This is a genomic window from Pseudoalteromonas sp. KG3, from assembly GCF_030436385.1.
Lineage (GTDB): Bacteria > Pseudomonadota > Gammaproteobacteria > Enterobacterales > Alteromonadaceae > Pseudoalteromonas > Pseudoalteromonas prydzensis.
The window spans coordinates 466,323-486,948 of record NZ_CP098524.1 but is presented as its reverse complement, the minus strand read 5'-3'; the positions used below and the strand labels follow the sequence as shown (position 1 = coordinate 486,948).

The following is a 20,626-nucleotide window of genomic DNA, read 5'->3' as shown; positions in this document are numbered from 1 at the left end:
GTCATACCTTAAATGCGTCAAGTGCTCGTTGACGAGCCGCTTTATGATCTACAATTGCTGGCCAATACTTATTTTTCTCGCTTCCCTGTAGCGCTAAATATGCATGCGGGAAATGAATGTGCTTGTTCGGTACTGACGTAAGCTCAGGTATATACTTACGAATGAATTCACCTTCTGGATCAAAACGTTCGCTTTGTGTAATGGGATTAAATATTCTGAAATAAGGCTGCGCATCACAGCCAGTACTGGCCGCCCATTGCCAACCACCATTGTTTGATGCTAAGTCACCATCAATTAAATGCTGCATAAAAAAGCGCTCGCCTTTACGCCAATCAATCAATAAATGCTTGGTCAAAAAGCTGGCGACCACCATACGCAGTCGATTATGCATCCAACCCGTTTGTAACAATTGCCTCATTGCGGCATCAACCAGTGGGTAACCCGTTTTACCTTGGCACCAAGCAGTAAAATCAGCGTCAGCGCTGCGCCACTGCACAGGATCATACTTTTCATTAAAATTTTGGTATTTGTTAAGCTTTGGATAAGCCACGATTAAATGACGATAAAACTCACGCCACACGAGTTCGTTCACCCAAGTAAATACGTTGCTTTTAGAACTGCTTAATACATCAATATGCTGTTGCTGTACCAAGGCGATTAATTGATGGACCGAAACTATCCCTAATGCCAAATACGGACTTAAACCCGATGTGCCTTTAATACTTGGAATGTCTCGTTGATCTTTATAACTGAGTAGCTTATCGTGGATAAAACGGTTACAGACTTGACTGAGAGACTCGTCATCTACCGGCCATTTCTGGGAAGTGTTATCAGTGCTTAATAACGCACAGCCCTGCCAAGTAATTGGGCTGAACATTGTCGGCAGGGGCTGAAAATAAAAATGCGTGTCTTGATACTGCTTTAGCCAAGCATTTTTAAATGGCGTAAATACTTTGAACATTTCACCGCTTTGATTAAGCACAGTGCCTGGTGGCGCTATTACATCACCATCAAATAACCTCAGTGAAATGCCAACTTCATCAGCACCTTTTAAAAAAGCCTGATCACGTTCAACTTCATTAATTTCATATTCTTTATTCGCATAGATATTTGATACAGCATGTTGCTTGCAAAATGCCGTCAACTGCTGCACACAGCCGTGATAATCGCCGCCATCGATAATATGTAATGTAATGCCGTTATCAGCTAATAATTGACCTAAGTAGTCGAGCCTGCGTTTGAGTAAATCAATCTGGATCGGTGCAACATCATGGCGCTGCCATTGTTGCTCAGTGATAAAAAAAATAGCATCTTTACACCCATTTTCGATTGCTTGATAAAGGGCAAGATTATTAAAAAGGCGCAGATCGCGCCTAAACCAAAATACAGTGTTCATTAAATTCCGTAGCGTAGTTTTAATTCGTTAGGATAAGGATTAAAGTACACTTGCTTTGCTAAGTATTCATTTGGGTGCACTTTTAAATGATGTTTTAACAGCGTTAACGGTACGTATAATGGCACTAAACCATCTCGGTATTCATCAATCGCATCGCGTAGTTCTTGTTTTTCAATTTTAGACAGCTGTTTTTTAAAGTAACCCTGTAAGTGCATCAAGGTATTACTATTATTTTTACGTGATGCAGGTCGTTTCAGTGCAGTCATCAAACCACTGATGTAATTATCTGCTAGCGCTTCAAAATCACGACCTTCATAAGTACCTAGCAAGTTACCCAAATCACGATAAGCTTGGTAATTGTGGGCCATCAACAAGTATTTATACTGAGCGTGAAATTGAGTTAAGCGATGAACCGTCACAGGGTGTTCGCGTAGTAATTGCCAATTTTTGTAGGTAAACACTCGCATTACAAAGTTTTCGCGTAAATGCATGTCGTTTAATCGGCCATTTTCTTCACAAGGCAGTAATGGGTTATGCGCCATTATTTGCTGAGCGAAAAAACCAACCCCTTCAGAGGTATTACCGGTGCCTGCCTCATTGTATATTTTGATGCGCTCCATACCGCAACTCGGGCTTTTCGCACAAAATACAAAACCACTCAGCTCTGCCGATTGCTCTGTAGCAACACGCTTACCATATTCGGTCAACTTAGGGCCCACGTCTTCGCTGCCATCAGGACGACACACTTTTATGGTATCACCTACTCTGACTTGTCTAATTGTCGGTCGTGGGATCGGTAATCCGACGGCAACTTCTGGGCAAAAGCGTTTATATTCAACATGTTTTGCCAATTCATCCATACAAAAATTAGATTTTTTATGACCACTATCAAAACGTACTTTTTCACCTGCAAGACAGGCACTGATACCTATTTTAATAATCGATTGCGCCATGATATTCCTAGTAAATAGTCCTAGTAAATTAAATTACCAATTGGATTAAGTAACTTACTCAAGCCTTTATTAAAGTGTAGTGCACTGCTGACAACTGTGTAGCACAAGCAACCATCTTTCGTGGTTGGGGTATGTTGATGACGGCCATCTAGCCACATAAAGTCACCAGCAACATAATCACCGTCTTCATCACTAAATTCGCCATCAAGTAACAAAGTGAGTTCAAAACCTGTGTGGGTGTGCTCTGGGATCTCGCCACCCGCATCGATATGCAATAAGCTAGAGCGCAGTGCGCCATCTTCGAGGTTAATACGTGAACGTGATAATTTCCCCACTTGCATAAATTTACCGTGTGGAATACGTGCCAGTGCCCGTGGCAATTGATAACTATATTGCTTTGTTATGGCAATGGTTTGCGGCGGCACTTCGTACACTTCATCAACTTCATCGCTGGCTGTGATAGCTGCAAATAATGACATTTCATCAACACTCAGCTCTTCATCAACAGGTAGATCAGCTTGAGTAAAAATAGCGTCTGCATTGTGTGCTTCTAAGCGTTTAACCTCGGCTTTACAGCATTCACACATTTCTAGGTGAATAGCCACGGCAACACTGAGGCTTGCTGGCAGTGACGCATTACAATACTGCGCTAATAACGCATTGCTTGGGTGATGTTTAATCATGGCGGTCTCCCATTTCATTGCGTAATTTTTGTAACGCTAACCGTAAACGTGATTTAACAGTACCGACAGGAATATTTAACTGCTCTGCCAGTTGTTCTTGTGACATATCTTGAAAGTACACCCCTTTAACCACATCTCGTTGTGCTTGAGGTAATTTATCCAAGTAATTTTTAATTTGTTGATTTTCAAGGTGATCACTAAACTCGTAGTCTGAGTTAGCGTGTTGCTCAACCAATGGCCAAATATCTTCACTGATATGCCCTTCTTTGTTACTTTTCATTTTTCTGAGCATGTCGAATGAAGCATTTCTCATCACTGTATAAACCCAGGTCGTTGCTGCACCTTTATCGTTATTATACAGGTGAGCTTTACGCCATACTGAGGTCAGGGTTTCTTGCACAAGCTCCATAGCTTGCGCATCAGAATTAAATTGTTTAATACCAAAACGTTTAATTTTTGGCGAAAAATAAGCAAATAAATAAGCAAACGCTTGTTTATCGCGCTTAATGGCGACAGCCGATAAGGCATCTGCGAGCTCTTTGCTCGGCGTTTCTGGCATGGCAGTAAGTTACCTGTGTTAGGTTCACAACGTGTAGCTGGTTGTTGACTTACCATCTTAATATTCCTATTAGTTTTCTTACAGATGCAATACGCTGCAAAAATACAGAGGGATCATATTAATTAGGAAAATTCGTTATTAATCACAGTATGGAGGAAAGAGTGAATATTCGCAAAGTCAGATTTAAAGGCAAGTTGTTGTTTTTTATCAATTGAGATAGGTAACAGCTCAAGCCAGCGAGCAACAACCCAGTTAAGCTCATCAAAATGAGTTTCGCGGTAAAGTTCATTTAACTGCACATTGCTAGCAAATAACTGCTCTAAAGCCATTTGTAAGCATTTATCTTTGTCTGTTAGTTGACGAGGTTGTTGAAACCAAAAAATGTCTTCAGTTGCCGTTAACTGACCATAACGGAGTTGCTGTTTGTTTTGGCTTACATCACTAATTTTAACCACCGATTTAGCAGCTACATCAATTAATAATTGCCCTTGCTCGTCTTGGGAAAAGTCAATAATATCAACTAAACAGCCGTATTGAGGAACATTGAGATAACTCTCAACATCATATTGGCACAGTACAAATCCATGCTCGGCCTTTAATGCTTCTTTAACCATGTCAAGATAGCGAGGTTCAAAAATACGTAACCGCGTATACCCGCTAGGTAAAATAAACACTGGTAATGGAAAGATTGCACGTTTCATAAGGCTTTACTACATCAATTTAACTATGCATTACGTTACGTGCACCGCAGCGAATAAGATCAATGTTACCGATCATTACTTAGCTATACCCCAATCAACCTAAGTTTAGCCATTGTCCCACATTACGTAACAGTTCAACTGATGCATAGGCACTTAACAAGCTCACCACAGGTGCTAACATTAAAGCTAATAATCCAAGTTCACTGCTCATTGTCTTAACCCTCAACCTTTGCATCATTGTTAGCGACAACAAGCTGGGGAGTGTTTTCAACAGCGTTAGCTTCAACGAGTTGCTCGCTTTTTACAGAAAAGAACTCGTTTAACATTTTTTGTGAATCATTGAACAAAGATTCTTTTAATTGACTTTGTAATTCATTACCTGCACTTTCAATGTAGTGCGCGATGTTGTTTGAAAGTGTTTGAGTAATGTCTAATTGACCGTCATTTGCACTTGCTTGTGTAGAACCAACAACCAATAGTGCTGCAACAGATAGTTTGATAATGCTTTTCATAATGGTATTCCTTATTGTGTTATTAAGTTAGTCGCTATTACTTAATCAAAGGTTGTGCCAAGTGAAAAATAAATTGTACCACATTGAAAAATAAAAGAATTATTAAAAAAATTTCAGCGCATGTTCACACGCATTTATTTTGACCAATTATTTTAGTCAAATTAACCACTATTTAGGATTTTTTTGGCATTGATAATTTCAGCGTACACTTGTACACTGAACTCACTTTTTTACTACCATTGAGTACACTATGAGTGTTGTACCTGCTTATTCTGCAAAGGAAGAGCAACTAAATGCGCTTTCACACGGTGCTGGAGTTATTTTTTCAATTTATGTACTGTGGGAACTGCTGACAAAATCGCAAACTTCTGCGCATATCATCAGTGCTCTAGTATATGGTGCGAGCTTATTTTTACTGTTTTTATCGTCTACGCTTTATCACAGCAGTCTCAACCTGCGTGCACGCGCTATCTATAAAAAGTGTGATCATTGTGCTATTTATATATTAATTGCAGGTACTTATACTCCCTTTTTAGTTTTATCATTGATTGGGCTGTGGTCTATTTTACCTTTAATATTTATATGGTCTCTGGCAGTAGGTGGGGTGTGCTATAAACTATTTGTAGTACAACAAAACAAAAAAGTGTCGCTAGCTACCTATTTATTAATGGGCTGGTTTGCAGTGGCGATTATTTATCCGCTGTATTTAAGTGTGCCGATCAATGCATTATGGTGGTTACTCGCAGGCGGGATTTTATATAGCCTAGGAACACTGTTTTACAGTGCGAAACAACGCCAGTTTAGCCATGCTATATGGCATGTATTTGTTATTTTGGGCTGTGTTTGCCATTATCTTGCGATCAGTGAATATATTTATTAAATTACCGCCAACCATAAATACGCATATTCACTTTACCATTTTTAAAGATGATCCCCTCGCTTTGCAATAATTGGTATTGCTTAAGATATTGAGGGGAGCCTTCAGGAAACGAAATTTTACCTTGGCTATTGATCACTCTATGCCACGGGATAACTGAATCTTTAGGCATCAATTTAAGCAATCGCCCCACCAAACGTGCATTACTTGCAAGTCCAGCCATTGCCGCGACTTGTCCATAACTTGCAACGCAGCCAAGGGGAATATTCGCCATCACAGTATAAATTTTATCTTCTTTGCTTGCTTGGCTATCATTCATTTAAAAATCGTTCACTTGCTTGTTTAAAACCTTGCCAGATCGCACGTGCAACTGGCCCATGGTGTACAGAGTACTGCCTAAATACTCTAATTTGAGCACTAAATGTATGCTCTCTATCAAGTACTTCAACTCGTTGTAAAAGTCCTGATCTAAGCTCTGCTTGGCAATGAGCTAAGCTTATCATCGCCCACCCTGCACCGGAAATTAAAAATGATTTTAGCGTAGCTATGTCATCTATTTTCATTATCGCTGAGCCTTTTGAATATGATAACCGCTCAGAATCAAAACTCATCTCACTTTCAAACATCGCTAAGCATGGATAGTGCTGTAGCTGTTGATAATTAAGTTGCTTTGGCATTAAGTTATTAGCACACACCAAACCAATATCAAGCTTACCTATGGGCATACTTTCTAAATCACCAGTGGCATGAAACAAATCAAACCACGGCCCTATCCCTAAATCAGCCTGTGATTTATTCACTTGCTCCAAAGAGGTAAAGCGTTTTCCACTGCTTACGCTAAACTCTGTGCTTTGATACTGAGTAAAAGCGTCACAAATTATATCGTTATATTTTGGCGCATGGCACAATTGTTCGTAACAAATTTTAAAGTTAGCTTCATTACCTAGGGCTAATTCATTGGCTAACTGCGTTAAATGAGATTGCGCGTTGAGCAACAGTTGTGCTTCACGATGAAATAGCCGACCTTTTTCAGTAAGGGCTAACCGATATTGATTGCGATCGAGCAATGCAAAACCAATTTCTGTTTCAAGCTTCTTGATTGCTAACGTTAATGCCGGCTGTGACTTATGTAATACACTCGCCGCTTTTGAAAGGCTTTGGGTACGCACAATGGCATCAAGCATTTTTAATTGGACCAGGTTCATAGCGGACTCTCGTGAATCTTCATAAATTTTATTTATGATCTTTTTAAAATTTAATAATTTTTATTTTATATGTTTGCGGCGTATGCTGCACTCAATTTATGTTTTCATAACCACGGAGAAGACCATGAAACTGTCGCCAGTTTTAATCATAACGACATTAATGCTGAGTTTAGTCGCTTGTAAGGAAGCCAATACTGATGCAGAGGTCGAGCAGCCAATTCGCCCTGTAAAATTATTTGCTATAAATAGCAATTCCGACGAGACAATTCGTAGTTTTCCAGCCGAAGTGGTGGCAAATCAAGGCTCTTACTTAGCTTTTCGGGTCAATGGTGAGTTATTAAAATTCCCTGCACTGGCAGGTCAACATGTTGAAAAGGGTCAACTCCTTGCAAAGCTCGATCCGGAAGATTTTCAACTACAGTATGAAGAGCGTAAAGCGCGTTTTGAATTAGCGCAATCGCAATTAGAGCGCGTGGCAACCCTATTCGATAAATCTATCACTAGCCAATCTGAGCTTGATCAAGCGCTCGCTAATAAACAAGTAGCAGAATCAGCGTTAAAAATTGCTAAAACAAATTTAGATAATAGCGAGTTACGTGCGCCATTTAGCGGCACTGTGGCGAAAGTATTTGTTAAAAACTATGAGAATATTCAAGCCAAGCAAAATATTCTACGTTTAGAAACACGTGATTTAATGGATGTTATTATCCAAGTACCCGAAAAGCTGATTGCTCGTATAGATAAAGACGCGAACTATCAACCAACCGTTGTATTTGACGGTTTTCCCAATAAATCATACACATTAACAATCAAAGAATATGATACACAAGCCGATCCAGCCACACTCACGTACAAGGTGGTTTTTTCATTACCTGTCCCAGAGGATTTTAATTTACTCGCCGGTATGACCGGTCGTGTCGATATAGATTTGAGCAAGATAACCCATTCCCAATCTCGGTATGTTTTATTACCTGTTGAAGCGGTGTTTTCTGAACCCACTGAATCTGCAAATAACAGCTATGTTTGGGTATATAACCCAGAAACTGGCAAAGTTAATAAGCAAGCTGTAGCTGTAGGGCAATTGCACCGCAGTGGCATTGAAGTGCTCTCAGGTATTAAACAAGGGCAAACTGTGGTTGCCGCCGGCGTACATTATTTAGAAGAAGGGATGCAAGTGCGTCCGTGGCAAAAAGAGCGAGGCTTATAACAATGAGTTTTGCAGAAATTGCCATTAAACAAAAAGTGGTTAGCTGGATGTTTGCACTGCTGTTGTTAGTCGGTGGTGCGGTGTCTTATTTTGGCCTTGGACAACTTGAGGATCCAGAGTTCACACTCAAAAAAGCCATGGTGATCACCTTGTACCCCGGTGCGTCACCTCAGCAAGTGGAAGAAGAAGTTACTTTCCCAATAGAAAATGCAATTCAACAATTACCCTACGTTGATTACGTAACCAGTATTTCATCTCCTGGTAAATCCCAAATCACCGTTGAAATGAAAAGTACCTATCGCAAACAAGACTTACGACAAATTTGGGATGAGTTGCGCCGTAAGATTAACGATAACGCAGCAACACTGCCCAGCGGCGTTTACCCAAGTACTATCTTGGATGACTTTGGTGATGTGTACGGCGTAATGTATGCGGTGACGGGTGATGGTTATTCATACGATGAATTAAAAGATTACGTGGATTTCTTAAAACGTGAGCTAGTCCTTGTTGAAGGAGTCAGTAAAGTCACTGTTAGCGGAGAACAGCAAGCGCAAGTTATGGTGGAAATATCAACCCGTAAACTGGCCCAACTAGGTATTGCACCCAATAGAATTTATCAATTATTACAATCACAAAACACAGTATCGAACGCAGGTAAAGTACGTGTCGGTGATGAGTCAATCCGCCTTCACCCAACGGGGGAGTTTAAAGACGTAAAAGAGCTTGAAAACCTATTGATCTCAAAACCTGGTGCCAGTGAACTTATCTACTTAGGCGATGTTGCAACGGTATACCGAGAATACGCAGAAGTGCCTAATAATGTGATGCGCTTTAATCAGCAGCAAGCTTTGCTGGTGGGTATCTCTTTTAGCAACGGCGTTAACGTAGTGGATGTTGGCGATAACATTCACTCGCATTTAGCATCACTTGAATACCAGCGCCCACATGGAATGGAAATTAACACGGTATACAACCAACCCGTAGAAGTTGAAAAGTCTGTAAACGGGTTTATTGTCAGCCTATTGGAAGCCGTTGCTATCGTGATCATTGTATTACTGGTATTTATGGGCTTTAAAAGTGGCGTACTGATTGGCGCAATCTTACTGCTTACCGTGCTTGGTACTTTCATATTCATGAAGCTATTTGCCATAGATTTACAGCGTATTTCGTTAGGCGCGCTGATCATCGCCTTAGGTATGCTGGTTGATAACGCTATCGTGGTCACCGAAGGTATATTAATAAACCTAAAACGAGGGCAAACAAAAGTCCAAGCGGCTACAAATATTGTGCAGCAAACAAAATGGCCTTTACTTGGTGCAACCGTGATTGCGATAACTGCATTTGCACCAATTGGTTTGAGCTCTGATGCCAGTGGTGAGTTTGCGGGTAGTTTATTTTGGGTGTTATTTATCTCGTTATTACTGAGTTGGATCACAGCAATTACCCTAACTCCATTTTTTGCTGATCTAATGTTTAAAGAGTCTGAGTTAACAGAGCAAAGTCACGCTGAAGATCCATACCAAGGTGTGATATTTAACAGCTATAAAAGCCTATTAAGTACCGCAATGCGTTTTCGTAAAACCACTTTATTACTGATGGTGGTGCTACTTGTCAGTTCCGTGTTTGGTTTCAAGTTTATTAAACAAGCATTTTTCCCCGCCTCTAACACCCCGATGTTTTACGTTGATTATTGGCATACGCAAGGCGCTGATATTCACGCGACATTAGATGGCGTTGCAAAACTCGAGGCCTTTTTACAAAAAGATGAGCTGGTCGAAGAAGTAACTTCAACAATAGGGCAAGGTGCGCCCCGCTTTATGTTGACCTATGCGCCCGAAAAATCATATCCAGCGTATGGCCAATTGATTATTCGAGTTAAAGACCGTGAAGCCGTTGCAACCATGATTGCCAAAGTACGAGACTATGAGTACAGCCATGTATTTGATGCCAAGCTTAAAATTAAACGTATGGAAATTGGCCCCTCTACTGATGCTAAGATAGAAGCGCGTTTTTCGGGAGCGGATCCTGTCGTGCTTCGCCAATTAGCAAAACAAGCCAAACAGGTATTTAGTCAGGATGCAGGGGCCTACAATATTCGCGATGATTGGCGTGAACGCTCGAAACTTATTCGGCCACAATTAAATGAGCAAAAAGCCAGACGTTTAGGCATTGCTAAAACAGACTTAGACCAACTGTTGTTAACTAGTTTATCGGGTAAGAAAGTGGGCGTTTATAAAGATGGCACTCAACAATTACCGATCATTGCCCGCTCCCCTGCTGAAGAGCGCTTGAATGTTGAAAGTCTTCGTGATTTACAAATCTACAGCCCAGTATTAGGTGTATTTGTGCCCGTTACTCAAGTGGTGGATGACTTTGTTGTTGAGTGGGAAGACAGTTTGATTATGCGCCGTGACCGTAAACGTACAATCACCGTCATGGCTGATCACGATGTCATTGGCGATGAAACACCCGCTAAGCTATTTGCCAGAGTAAGAGCTGGGGTTGAAGCGATTGCACTACCCCACGGTTATGAATTGCAATGGGGCGGCGAGTTTGAATCTTCCACTAAAGCGCAAAAAGCCATTTTTGGCTCATTACCACTGGGCTATTTAGCAATGTTTGCGGTTACTGTGTTGCTATTTAACTCTGTTAAAAAACCATTAGTGATTTGGGCAACCGTACCGCTTGCCATAATTGGTGTAAGCGCTGGTTTATTACTAATGAACGCGGCATTTAGCTTTATGGCTTTATTAGGCCTATTGAGCTTAAGCGGCATGCTGATCAAAAACGGCATTGTGTTAGTCGATCAAATCAACCTTGAACTCAGTGAAGGCAAAGACCCCTATCAGGCTGTATTTGATTCAGGTGTCAGCCGTGTGCGTCCTGTTGCCATGGCTGCAATCACTACTATTTTAGGCATGATCCCACTGTTATTTGATGTGTTCTTCCAGTCCATGGCAGTAACCATTATGTTTGGTTTAGGTTTTGCCACTATACTAACGCTGATTGTTGTGCCAGTGCTTTATACCGTACTGTTTAAAATTAAGGTGCCGAAAAAGGCCTAGAGTAACAAACACCTCAAGTAACAGCCGTTACTTGAGGTCAATTCACGCTGGTTATTTTGTTATCGAAAATAGGTTGATAGACCCCCAATTAGCAACAAATATTGCGCTTATATAAAAAACCGCTATTACTGTAGTAACGAAATATAAAAAGTAAGCCTAACTTAAAAATGCAACAGAGCTTAAACATCGCACGAGTTGAAAAACATTTTACTCGCTACATTGCCGACATACCCTACTTGTACTTCAACAAGCACGGGGATGGATTAATTGGCATTGCTTTTCATATCGCCAATAAAACCGAATTTGCAAAATTAAACTTACGCAATAAACATACCAAACAACTTGCTGGCAGGGATGAAAAAACAGCAGAATTTATCCGTAGCAGTCGTTTACCTAAAGGCTATGCAGTGAACTTTTATGAACCCTTTGGTGAGCTCTATTTACCTCATAGCGAATCACTTAAGTTACTGTCAAACCGTGTTAGTGCACTCATTACTGAGCTGCAAGACAGCTATAAAAAACCCGCGTTTAAGCAGTTACCCTTAGCAGTACAACTTAGCTTATTAGATATGACATACGAGCTAAAACAGCAATCGCTTGCCGACACATACCCTGACTTTCACACCGCAATAAAACAACAAGACTGGTTACTGGCAAGCGAACATTGCCATCGTGAACACGTCAGCAAAGCACGTAATAATAAAATTAAAAGCTTATTAAAAAACGCCAAGGCGCCGAATAAAAACTGGCTCTATAGCTTTAAAAACTGGTTATTACAGTTACGATAAATGATAAAAAATATGCTATAGCGGTACGCCGTAACAGCTGTTTAGTTAATTGCCTTACCAATACAACTTTGTCGAAAAACTCGAGAAACTTTTCTATATGATTATAAGGTTTTTCTTTTTGCCTTTACGTATTAGTAATAGAGTGTGTTGATTTTTTGCGGTATGAAAAACGTCAACGCAACTATCATTCAATCACAACAGCTCGCTTTAGCATTTATGATGAGCAAAGTTGAAAACTTAGATCAATTTGTTAGTGAAGCTATTTTAAAAAAATATCCTATCAAAACCTAACCACCTTTATTTTTACAAAAAAATTACTTAAGCAATTTAGTTGTTCAAATTGCAATACCTAATTTTAAGTTTGTTCCACTTATATGCTTTTCCTGTTCCACCATAGTAAACACGTTGTCACACCTTAAAAGATCAAACTGTCTTTTTTAATGGGAATATATATGTAAATTCTCATCCGAATGGCACACCAAACATCACCCTTTGGAACAACAGACATTTTTAAGCTGAAACACGATTTGTATTATCGTGGTACAAGGCATGTTTTAACCACCGAAATTTTAATTAATATTTGTAAAATTAATGACTAACAAAATGTTCAGCTGTCTGATCATGACCATAGCAGCAGTCAATCGCCAACGCCAATTTTAGAGGAAAAAGTCGAGATTAGATCCACGCTTTGATTATCTTTTTAACTGAACTTTTTCTATGATCATCTCAAATATTGATGGAGTTCAGATCATGAATACAGTCGTTAAAAACTGGCACTGTAGTGGTCAACTAATTTTGGCCACAGTTTTAGAATCTTGGTATCTAACCTCAGATTCATTTGGCGCTAAACCAGCATTATAATGATGCGGTCTAACATTATTGTAATATCCATTTATGTAATCGCTTACGCTATATTTAGCTTCTTTAAAGTTTTCATATCCAACCTTTGGCATCCATTCCGTTTTAAAGCTTCTAAAAAATCGCTCCATAGCCGCATTATCCCAACAATTTCCGCGTCGACTCATACTTTGTGTAATTTTATAGCGCCATAAACGTTGGCGGTACTTCAAGCTCGTATAATGGCTCCCTTGATCTGAGTGAAACATCAACCCACTTGGCTTACCTCTACTTTCATAAGCGAGTTCAAGCGCCTTTAGTGTTAAATTAGTATCTGGCGACAACGACATTGCCCAACCAACCACTTTACGCGCAAATAAATCAATAACGACCGCTAAATAAGCCCAGCGATTGCCTGTCCAAATATACGTTACATCACCGCACCACACAGTATTCGGTTCAATAACATCAAACTGCCTATCAAGCAGGTTTGGGATTTCAAGGTGTTCATTACCACCGCGCTTATATGAATGTTGAGGAATTTGGCAACTTTCAAGCTTTAACTTAACCATTAGCTTAGCAGCACGATAACGGCTCAATTCAAAATCATTGTTTGTCGCTATTGTAGCTATTGTCCTTGCACCTGCTGAGCCTCCACTCATTCTATGTATTGCTTTAACTTCAGCCTCTAACCTTACTTGCTCAGGTGTCGGCGTTGTATCGCGTATAGCCCAATATTTATAGCTGCTGCGATGCACATCGAATACGCCACATAGCACGCTAATGGGATAATGCTCTCGTTGATTTAACTTCTCGATTAACGAGAATTGTTCAGGGAGTCGGACATCAAGAGAGCGGTAGCCTTTTTTAATATGTCCTTTTCTAATTCAATGCGTTGGATTTGCTTTTTAAGTTCACGAATTTCAATTTGTTCGGGCGTCATTGGTGAAGCCGATAGTGACTGACCATTACGCTCTTGCTTTAATTGAGTAACCCACTTACTTACGGTTGATTTACCAACACCCATAGCCTTGGCTGCATCTTCTTGCGTATAACCTTGGTCGACTACAAGCTGAGCCGTTTCTAATTTGATTGCCGCAGAATACGTTGCGCGTTTTAATTTCGTCATTTTTTCACCCAAATTTGTATGCTTATTAGCATAACATTTCTTTCTTAATGGGTGGCCAAAATCACTGTACCACTACAGCACATCGTGTCTATTTCTGAAGGTGAAGAATTGATCGGTAAAATTTTATGGGGCACTTGCGAAGAAGATGAGACTTACCGATTTTCACCGGGAAGCTATATCAGTACATCAAAGATTGAAAAGATTTTTCCTAACAAAAGATTAATCATTACAGCGAGTGGCAGTTGCTATAATGTGATCGGCAGTGGTGATGTTGCTCAAGTGCAATTAAAAGACTTCCAACTACTTCGCCACGGATTTTCACCTAAGTAGATCACCCAATTGAATTTGGCACCAAACGGATTTTTTCATTGAGCCACGGCTGATTTTCAATCCTTTGACTTCAAAAGCAGCCAAAAATAAAACCCCTTGTGAAGTAACTAATTTGAGGAACTTCTGCGGGGCTTTGGATTGAGATAAACAGTTTACTCAGCTAGTAGCCTTTTTAGATTTAATTAACTTTCTAGCCCGATTCAAAACTTGGTCAAAAATGATAGCAATCAGAATTGATAGACCTATTTCTATTAATATCCCCCAGTGTTGAATTCCACCATCACTAAGTATTGATAACAATTCTCGTACAATTTGTCTTATAAAGCCAAAAACAAACATTACAACTACAGTAATTCCACCAATAGCACCATCATCATATTGCAGCTCAAAGCTATCAATTAAGAATGATGCCATCAAACTAATCAATGTTAATGCGAGAAAAAAATTCTTAAAAAAAGTTTTCATTACTTTTTCTCCTCTTCAAACGCTTCTTTAGGCAAAGGTTTATCAAACCCTTGTGCATTAGGTACACTCAGCTTACTTGTATCAACACCACCGGCATTCAGAAGGCCAGAAACGTAAGAATTAGAATTGAAAGTATCCTTCCCATTTGGATCGAAAGAATACTCTTTATTGTCTTTATAATTTCCATCGAACTTCATTAGGTTATCAACAAACTGTTCCTCTGTCATACCGTTAGGAGGGGTGATAACTATCCCCCCTGTATGCTCAGCCGCATCATTTTCTCTATTATAGTCACTTTGAAGATCCCATGAACCATTAGGGCCTGCTCCCATTGTTCCATACTTTTTACCACTTGAATTAGTCAATTTCCCAATAGAAGTAACTCGTTTATAATTGTTAAAATGAGATGGATTGTTTGGCGTAATTGTCAATAATGTATGGTTTTTACCAGAATCATACGGACCTATTGAAACTTCATGCCATTGTAATTTTACTTCTCTACCATCTGGATCAACATACTTATAAGGATTGTTATTGGCGTATGAGTACCTATTAAAGCTGTGTATACCTTTAAAACCAACCGGATCATTCGAATAGAAACGACCTATGACTGGATCATAGTATCGTGCCTGCATATACAGTAATTGGCTTTATGATCCACAGGGTCAATCTTATTAAAGTAATGATTTAAAGTAATGATTTAAATGAACGTCTTAGTGATATTAAGTGCTCAGTGTACAATGAATTTAATAAGCAAGTACACCTAGCCCTTTGTGCGCCACTAGGTTGAGTAATTTTAAAGACGCTCCTTTTGGTGATTTCCCACCTTGCTCCCATGATCTAACCGTCGAAGGGCTTGTATTTAAATAAGCAGCAAACACGGCTTGACTAACATGAGCTCTCTCTCGTATCGCTTTTATATGTGCAGCATCATAGCGCTCTATTTCTGGTAGGCATAACACATCAAATTCCCGCATTGTTTGCACATCCATTACACCCGCATCAGTCAACCCTTTTGCGGTGTCGTGCATGACATCTAAAATACTATTACTCATGATTTATTACCTCTATTAATTCACCTGATTCAATGGCTTTTTTGAGTTGAATATCTGAATAACCAAGTAATTCTTTTGCCATCAACTTCAGTGTCTTTAACTCTTTTTTACCTATATTATCTCGTTGATTTTTAGAAAAACCAAACATGAAGAATGATTTATCACCCACTTTAAACGCTACAATAGTACGAAACCCGCCACGTTTACCTTGGCCTTGAATTGCAGCTCGTTTTTTATAAACATGGCCGCCTAGTTCACCATCATTAAGTCCCTCTCCAAGTTCACGTACCGTCTCTTGCAAAGCATGATCGGTTAAACATTCTTTTTCAGCCCACTTACTGAACCATTTTGATTTAAAGATATACATTTAAATTCCTTACTCTTGGCTAACTATACCACTCAGTGTTATAGTTTTCCACGTGCAATCACATTATTTAATAACAAAAGAGCATTACTCACTTAATATCAAAGGCTTCAATGTATTGCTCATTGAAGCCTTGGGTTTATCCTGTCGCTATTACAAGTAAAATGATGATTTTGATAGTGCAGACGGGTGACTGCGCTGGTAGGTACTTGTTAAAACACTCCGTGATACGTGTGTGTATATTTGCGTTGTTGATATATTGGCATGCCCTAACATTTCTTGAACATGACGAAGCTCAGCACCGTTATCAAGCATAATAGTCGCTGTGGCATGTCTAAATAAATGACATGCTCCAGCTCGTTTATGCCCTGCTAGTTTGACATACCGCGCAACCATTTCAGATAATTTATTGGCAGAATAACGCCTACCATTATTAGCAAGAAATAATGCGCTTCCTGTACTAAGGCTAGCCATGTTGATGCGTATTTTCCCTAAGTAGAGAGTGATCCATTCACAAGTTCGTTTACTGATGGGGACAATACGATCTTTATTCCCTTTGCCTCGATTAACCCGAAGTAAATGCGCGGTTAGATCAACATCATCAATATCTAAGTTCATCAATTCTGTTCGTCTAATACCTGTGGCATAAAAGGTTTCTAAAATAGCGCGATCCCGTAACCCTAAGACACCGAACAGGAGTGATTGTGAGAGTATTTTTTCAATCTCAATTTCACTGAACAACGCTTTGGGTAATGCGCGTCCTTTGCTTGGTAATTCAATATGCTGCAATGCATTCGTAGAAAGCAGTTCTTTCATATAAAGTTTTTCAATAAATGTTTTAACAAAAGTAAGTAGGTTTCGCTTTTGAGCTAAACATAACGGGTTACCATCAAGCGCTTTACGATAGCAATTAAGGTAAGCCATATAATCATCCATTAAGTCTAAATCTATTTTGTCAGCACTATAAATACGCTGTGCTATGCACCAACGAGCAAACTTTTTAAGTCCTGCTTTCTTACCGCGAATTGTGTCTGGTGATTGCCCTCTAGCCTCGCATAACCAAAGATAATATTTAACGCAAAGCCAAATGCGCCTGCTGGTTGGCTTATCCATAAATCATCTCCTGTATTAATTTGAAACCTTGGGTTATATACTTATCAGACTCAGGTTTATGCCACTGTATAATAGGTGATTGCCAATGGCGTATACGTTGACCATAACGATACCCAATGGCTGCAATTACATGGTTGTGCTTATCCATTGTGGGAAAAATAATGCAGCTGCGAAATAATTCATGCCCACTTGGGTTTAATAGTTGGCTACGCTTTAAGCTGCCTCGCATTGCACCACCTGTTAATGTACGCATAGCTAAAATGTGTTTGCCAAGTGTACGATTACATACACCTACATGAGCACTGTAACGAAAGGCATGGGGTATACGCGATGACTGCCCAACAAATAATTGCATTGCAGGATCGTGTAAATAGCATTGCATGTAGTAATTAAAAACCTGCTGGATATAACTGTCATCAATATTGACGGGCTTTATAAGTGGATTGTCATTCACCATCGCAGTGTACTCCCGTGGTGGGATCAAATTCTTTTCGCATGGACTGACCATGCATAGAAATTTTATGTGCTCGATGAATGATCCTGTCCATTATTGCATCAGCAAATGTTGGCTCACCAATGTACTCATGCCATTTTTCAACGGGCAGCTGAGAGGTGATAATTAAAGAGCCTTTCCCTGTTCTATCTTCAATAATTTCCAGCAAGTCTTGTTTACCATAATCATTAAGAGGCACAAGTGCCCAATCATCCAATATGAGTAACTTAAACTTCAACAATCTCATTCTAAATTTTGGAAGTGAACCATCTAAACGCGCAATTTCCATATCCTCTAACAATCGTGGCGTTCTATAAAACAAGACCGCATAGCCTTTACGCATTGCTTGTTGCGCAAATGCACACGCAATATAACTTTTACCAACTCCGGTTAGCCCTGTTAACAAAATATGCTGCGACCGTGTTAACCACTCACAGTCAAACAGTGATTTTACTTGCTCTCTATCAAGGCCTCGTGATGCCTGAAAGTTAATATCTTCGACGCAGGCATGCGTTAACGTTAGCTTGGCAGCTTTTCTTGCTCGGTTTTGTCGCCGTGCTTCACGGTCGTTAACCTCAGCATCACTCAATAGAGCCAGGCGTTCATCAAATACTAAACGTAATGAGTCAGGACTGTTAAGCTGTCGTTGTAATTCAGCCGTCATCCCATAGAGCTTTAAAGTATTAAGGTGCTCTATCGTTTGTTGTAGCAACATATTACAACCCTCCTTGTTGATAGTATTGAGCACCCCGAATATTATAATGAAGCGGTAGCTCGCTTTGTGTAGGTAAGGCGTTACGGCGTTGATCAATTTTGCATTGTAAAATTGACCGAACACTTTTTACCGTTAGTGATTTAATATCTACAGCACATTGGCATGCAATCTCAAAGCGTTCTTCTCCATAGAGCTTAGCTAAACTTTTTAACTGTGAACACGCTTTACTTGCTGTCATTGCATAATTCGGCTTACCTAAAAATTGACTATCTACAAGCGCAATTGCAGCTTCACCAATGCTTTTAGCCCAAACGAGATAATGTTCAAGGTTTTGCTCTGCGTATGCCTGATGACTCGAAGGGCGATGTGCATTTTTGGTGGTGTAACCATCTACGATATCACTTTTAACATGACTGGCTATGCGTTGATTAGCGCAAATGAGTTCAACACTTTTAGATGTTATGCGTGCCTCAACCTGTCGATCAACATATTGATACGGTACTGAGTAATAATGTTTCTCCACGGCCACATGATAATCACTATTTACGCGTTGAGCGCTTACCCAACTAGCAAACTCAAAGGGGTGCTCGGGCAAAGGTTGCAAAACAGGTTTATCTAAAGCCATAAAGCGAGAGTGACGACAGCCATCAATGCGCTTAAAAGGACGTCGATTAAGTTTTTCCAACAAAGCGATAATCGCAAGATTGATCTCCTCAACGCTAAAGAATTGTCTTCTGCGAAGGATTACAGCTATCCAACGAGTTACAATTAATACGCCTATTTCAGCAAGTGATTTATCTTGTGGTCGGCGAACCCTAGCTGGTTCAATCACACAGTTATAATGCCTTGATTGCTCCAAATAGGTACGATTGATGATCGGCAATGAACCAGGCTTCGTTACCGCTGATTTTAAGTTATCAGGCACAACAACTTGTGGTACGCCACTAAAAAAGGCATACATGCGATTATGCGCTTCGATAAAATCCTCTAACTTTTGGCTCTTTGAGGCAAAAGCAAAGGTGTATTGAGAGCAACCTAAAACGCCAACAAATACCTGAGCCTGCCTGCACTCTCCTGTATTATTATCAATGTAACCAATGGTTTTACCTGCGTAATCAACATAAACACATTCACCTGCATAATGTGTTTGGCGCATAGACACATCTATTGATTTTAAATAACGGCGGTAATAAAAGTTAAACTGCGATTGGCAATAAGCGGTTTCAGGATCTACAACACAATACTCTTCCCATAACTGCGCTAAGGTTTGATGTTTGTGCATCTGCATAAGTGTGTGAATATGCGACCAATCAGGTTGTCTTTTATCTTTATCTGGGGTCTTCCTGCGATTGAAATGTGCTAACAGCACCGCATCGTTCATAGACTGATATGTTTGCCAATCAAAACTTAGCTTAGTCAAATGCTGTCTATAACGCCTCACTGTATTAGGTGCTACCGCGAGCACTCGTGCAATATGATGGTTTGAGTAGGTTGTTGTGAGTATTTGCCTCACTATTTCTTTGATCAGCACGATGCTAATTGTATTTGATTTTTTCATGGTGTTGTTTACCTTTAACTCAGACATAGTCCATCAACGTTTACATTGATGGACTATGTGATTCAAAAATAAAGACACAGACGTAACTATCCGCTGACTAAAATTAAGTCAGCGCTTGATATTTTACGCAGAAAGTTTATAGTGAGTTAGTCGACGTCAAACGACAACGCACTGAGCTTTGGGAATTGGTTGCTGCCAATTTAGTCCAAAGCTTTTTGCTTTCTAGGCCTTTGTTAAATAATTTAGTTATCTTTACGTGTTTTACTTAATCAATATAACTCCCTCCCGCTTTTATTGCATATCGCCTTTGTGCTAAGTAATTTGCTACATCTTTAACAAGTACAAAATACCCGTGCCGTTTTTCCATTTTAAAAACAGGCACTGGCACGGTATTACGTACAATGGATTGTCGCAGTGCTTCTTGTGAAGCATACCCTAAGGCTTTCAATAAATGATCGCCTGTCATAATAGGGCCATGAAGCTTTAATAGGTCACTTTCTAAAGCAACTGTCAGCACCTCAACATCATTCATTTTTATTACCTTTTATGTTTATAACTAACCGTGACAAAGTGTTTAGATTTTAGGCATATTTTCAGCTAATCTGGTAGTGTCTAATTTTT

The 20,626-nt window shown here is 39.8% G+C and carries 22 protein-coding genes and 1 pseudogene; 5 read left to right on the top strand and 18 right to left on the bottom strand.

Translation table 11 applies throughout. The features are described 5' to 3' along the window. Nucleotide 1: 1 nt before the first annotated feature. The 6 genes and pseudogenes from phrB to NDQ71_RS20660 all read right to left on the bottom strand — a co-directional run bounded on the left by phrB (nucleotide 2) and on the right by NDQ71_RS20660 (nucleotide 4,804). Nucleotides 2–1,396, bottom strand: coding sequence for a deoxyribodipyrimidine photo-lyase (gene phrB, locus NDQ71_RS20685; RefSeq protein WP_301563070.1), 1,395 nt, complete (start codon nucleotides 1,394–1,396; stop codon nucleotides 2–4). Then, the gene (locus NDQ71_RS20680; RefSeq protein ID WP_301563069.1) at nucleotides 1,396–2,349 is read right to left on the bottom strand and encodes a DUF523 and DUF1722 domain-containing protein; all 954 of its coding nucleotides are present in this window, start codon (nucleotides 2,347–2,349) and stop codon (nucleotides 1,396–1,398) included. Before NDQ71_RS20680 ends, phrB begins: the two co-directional genes overlap by 1 nt. Nucleotides 2,350–2,369: 20 nt before the next feature. After that, the gene (locus tag NDQ71_RS20675; protein WP_301563068.1) at nucleotides 2,370–3,032 is read right to left on the bottom strand and encodes a ChrR family anti-sigma-E factor; all 663 of its coding nucleotides are present in this window, start codon (nucleotides 3,030–3,032) and stop codon (nucleotides 2,370–2,372) included. Next, nucleotides 3,025–3,647: pseudogene (locus NDQ71_RS20670) on the bottom strand (sigma-70 family RNA polymerase sigma factor). The gene NDQ71_RS20675 and the pseudogene NDQ71_RS20670 overlap by 8 nt, the downstream one beginning before the upstream one ends. Nucleotides 3,648–3,713: 66 nt before the next feature. Then, nucleotides 3,714–4,292, bottom strand: coding sequence for an LON peptidase substrate-binding domain-containing protein (locus tag NDQ71_RS20665; RefSeq protein WP_301563067.1), 579 nt, complete (start codon nucleotides 4,290–4,292; stop codon nucleotides 3,714–3,716). 215 nt (nucleotides 4,293–4,507) lie between these two features. After that, entirely contained in the window at nucleotides 4,508–4,804 is a 297-nt protein-coding gene (locus tag NDQ71_RS20660; protein ID WP_064664998.1) for a hypothetical protein, read from the bottom strand. A gap of 250 nt (nucleotides 4,805–5,054) precedes the next feature. On the opposite strand from NDQ71_RS20660, the gene NDQ71_RS20655 reads away from it, so the two are divergent. Beyond that, nucleotides 5,055–5,684 (top strand): hemolysin III family protein, encoded by a 630-nt coding sequence (locus tag NDQ71_RS20655; protein WP_301563066.1) that lies wholly within the window; start codon nucleotides 5,055–5,057, stop codon nucleotides 5,682–5,684. A gap of 1 nt (nucleotide 5,685) precedes the next feature. Here the strand turns inward: NDQ71_RS20655 and NDQ71_RS20650 are convergent, their stop codons facing one another. Next, nucleotides 5,686–6,000, bottom strand: a complete 315-nt coding sequence (locus tag NDQ71_RS20650; RefSeq protein ID WP_301563065.1) for an MGMT family protein — start codon at nucleotides 5,998–6,000, stop codon at nucleotides 5,686–5,688. Beyond that, nucleotides 5,993–6,886: a LysR family transcriptional regulator gene (locus tag NDQ71_RS20645; protein WP_301563064.1), complete on the bottom strand. Its 894-nt coding sequence runs from the start codon at nucleotides 6,884–6,886 to the stop codon at nucleotides 5,993–5,995. Before NDQ71_RS20645 ends, NDQ71_RS20650 begins: the two co-directional genes overlap by 8 nt. Nucleotides 6,887–7,010: 124 nt before the next feature. Between NDQ71_RS20645 and NDQ71_RS20640 the strand changes: the two genes are divergently transcribed. The 3 genes from NDQ71_RS20640 to NDQ71_RS20630 all read left to right on the top strand — a co-directional run bounded on the left by NDQ71_RS20640 (nucleotide 7,011) and on the right by NDQ71_RS20630 (nucleotide 11,946). Further along, complete coding sequence (locus NDQ71_RS20640) at nucleotides 7,011–8,093, top strand: efflux RND transporter periplasmic adaptor subunit (RefSeq protein WP_192541742.1); 1,083 nt, start codon at nucleotides 7,011–7,013, stop codon at nucleotides 8,091–8,093. Nucleotides 8,094–8,095: 2 nt separating this feature from the next. After that, a complete protein-coding gene (locus tag NDQ71_RS20635; protein ID WP_301563063.1) occupies nucleotides 8,096–11,158 on the top strand; it encodes an efflux RND transporter permease subunit in 3,063 nt (1,020 codons plus the stop codon). A gap of 167 nt (nucleotides 11,159–11,325) precedes the next feature. Further along, a complete protein-coding gene (locus NDQ71_RS20630; protein ID WP_301563062.1) occupies nucleotides 11,326–11,946 on the top strand; it encodes a hypothetical protein in 621 nt (206 codons plus the stop codon). Nucleotides 11,947–12,731: 785 nt separating this feature from the next. Here the strand turns inward: NDQ71_RS20630 and NDQ71_RS20625 are convergent. Continuing rightward, a protein-coding gene (locus NDQ71_RS20625; protein ID WP_192543254.1) for an IS3 family transposase occupies nucleotides 12,732–13,912 on the bottom strand; the annotation gives its coding sequence in 2 pieces (ribosomal slippage) (nucleotides 12,732–13,654 and nucleotides 13,654–13,912; 1,182 coding nt in all). 84 nt (nucleotides 13,913–13,996) lie between these two features. Between NDQ71_RS20625 and NDQ71_RS20620 the strand changes: the two genes are divergently transcribed. After that, the gene (locus tag NDQ71_RS20620) at nucleotides 13,997–14,242 is read left to right on the top strand and encodes a hypothetical protein (protein ID WP_301563061.1); all 246 of its coding nucleotides are present in this window, start codon (nucleotides 13,997–13,999) and stop codon (nucleotides 14,240–14,242) included. A 156-nt stretch (nucleotides 14,243–14,398) separates the two neighbouring features. Here NDQ71_RS20620 and NDQ71_RS20615 read toward each other — a convergent pair whose 3' ends face one another. The 9 genes from NDQ71_RS20615 to NDQ71_RS20575 all read right to left on the bottom strand — a co-directional run bounded on the left by NDQ71_RS20615 (nucleotide 14,399) and on the right by NDQ71_RS20575 (nucleotide 20,537). Continuing rightward, on the bottom strand, nucleotides 14,399–14,707 hold the full coding sequence (locus NDQ71_RS20615) for a hypothetical protein (RefSeq protein ID WP_301563060.1): 309 nt from the start codon (nucleotides 14,705–14,707) through the stop codon (nucleotides 14,399–14,401). Further along, nucleotides 14,707–15,342: an RHS repeat-associated core domain-containing protein gene (locus NDQ71_RS20610; RefSeq protein ID WP_301563059.1), complete on the bottom strand. Its 636-nt coding sequence runs from the start codon at nucleotides 15,340–15,342 to the stop codon at nucleotides 14,707–14,709. The genes NDQ71_RS20615 and NDQ71_RS20610 overlap by 1 nt, the downstream gene beginning before the upstream one ends. 111 nt (nucleotides 15,343–15,453) lie before the next feature. Next, nucleotides 15,454–15,762, bottom strand: coding sequence for a DNA-binding transcriptional regulator (locus NDQ71_RS20605; RefSeq protein ID WP_010553980.1), 309 nt, complete (start codon nucleotides 15,760–15,762; stop codon nucleotides 15,454–15,456). After that, nucleotides 15,755–16,129 (bottom strand): type II toxin-antitoxin system RelE/ParE family toxin, encoded by a 375-nt coding sequence (locus NDQ71_RS20600; protein ID WP_301563058.1) that lies wholly within the window; start codon nucleotides 16,127–16,129, stop codon nucleotides 15,755–15,757. Before NDQ71_RS20600 ends, NDQ71_RS20605 begins: the two co-directional genes overlap by 8 nt. Nucleotides 16,130–16,279: 150 nt before the next feature. Continuing rightward, nucleotides 16,280–17,239, bottom strand: coding sequence for a tyrosine-type recombinase/integrase (locus NDQ71_RS20595; protein ID WP_301563057.1), 960 nt, complete (start codon nucleotides 17,237–17,239; stop codon nucleotides 16,280–16,282). Next, nucleotides 17,232–17,696, bottom strand: coding sequence for a hypothetical protein (locus NDQ71_RS20590; RefSeq protein ID WP_301563056.1), 465 nt, complete (start codon nucleotides 17,694–17,696; stop codon nucleotides 17,232–17,234). Before NDQ71_RS20590 ends, NDQ71_RS20595 begins: the two co-directional genes overlap by 8 nt. Next, nucleotides 17,686–18,447 carry an IS21-like element helper ATPase IstB gene (gene istB, locus NDQ71_RS20585; protein WP_008137805.1) on the bottom strand — a complete coding sequence of 254 codons (762 nt, stop codon included), beginning with the start codon at nucleotides 18,445–18,447 and terminating at the stop codon, nucleotides 17,686–17,688. The genes NDQ71_RS20590 and istB overlap by 11 nt, the downstream gene beginning before the upstream one ends. Before the next feature lies 1 nt (nucleotide 18,448). After that, on the bottom strand, nucleotides 18,449–20,005 hold the full coding sequence (istA, locus tag NDQ71_RS20580; RefSeq protein WP_301563055.1) for an IS21 family transposase: 1,557 nt from the start codon (nucleotides 20,003–20,005) through the stop codon (nucleotides 18,449–18,451). A gap of 265 nt (nucleotides 20,006–20,270) precedes the next feature. After that, nucleotides 20,271–20,537 carry a pyocin activator PrtN family protein gene (locus tag NDQ71_RS20575; RefSeq protein ID WP_301563054.1) on the bottom strand — a complete coding sequence of 89 codons (267 nt, stop codon included), beginning with the start codon at nucleotides 20,535–20,537 and terminating at the stop codon, nucleotides 20,271–20,273. Nucleotides 20,538–20,626: the final 89 nt, after the last annotated feature.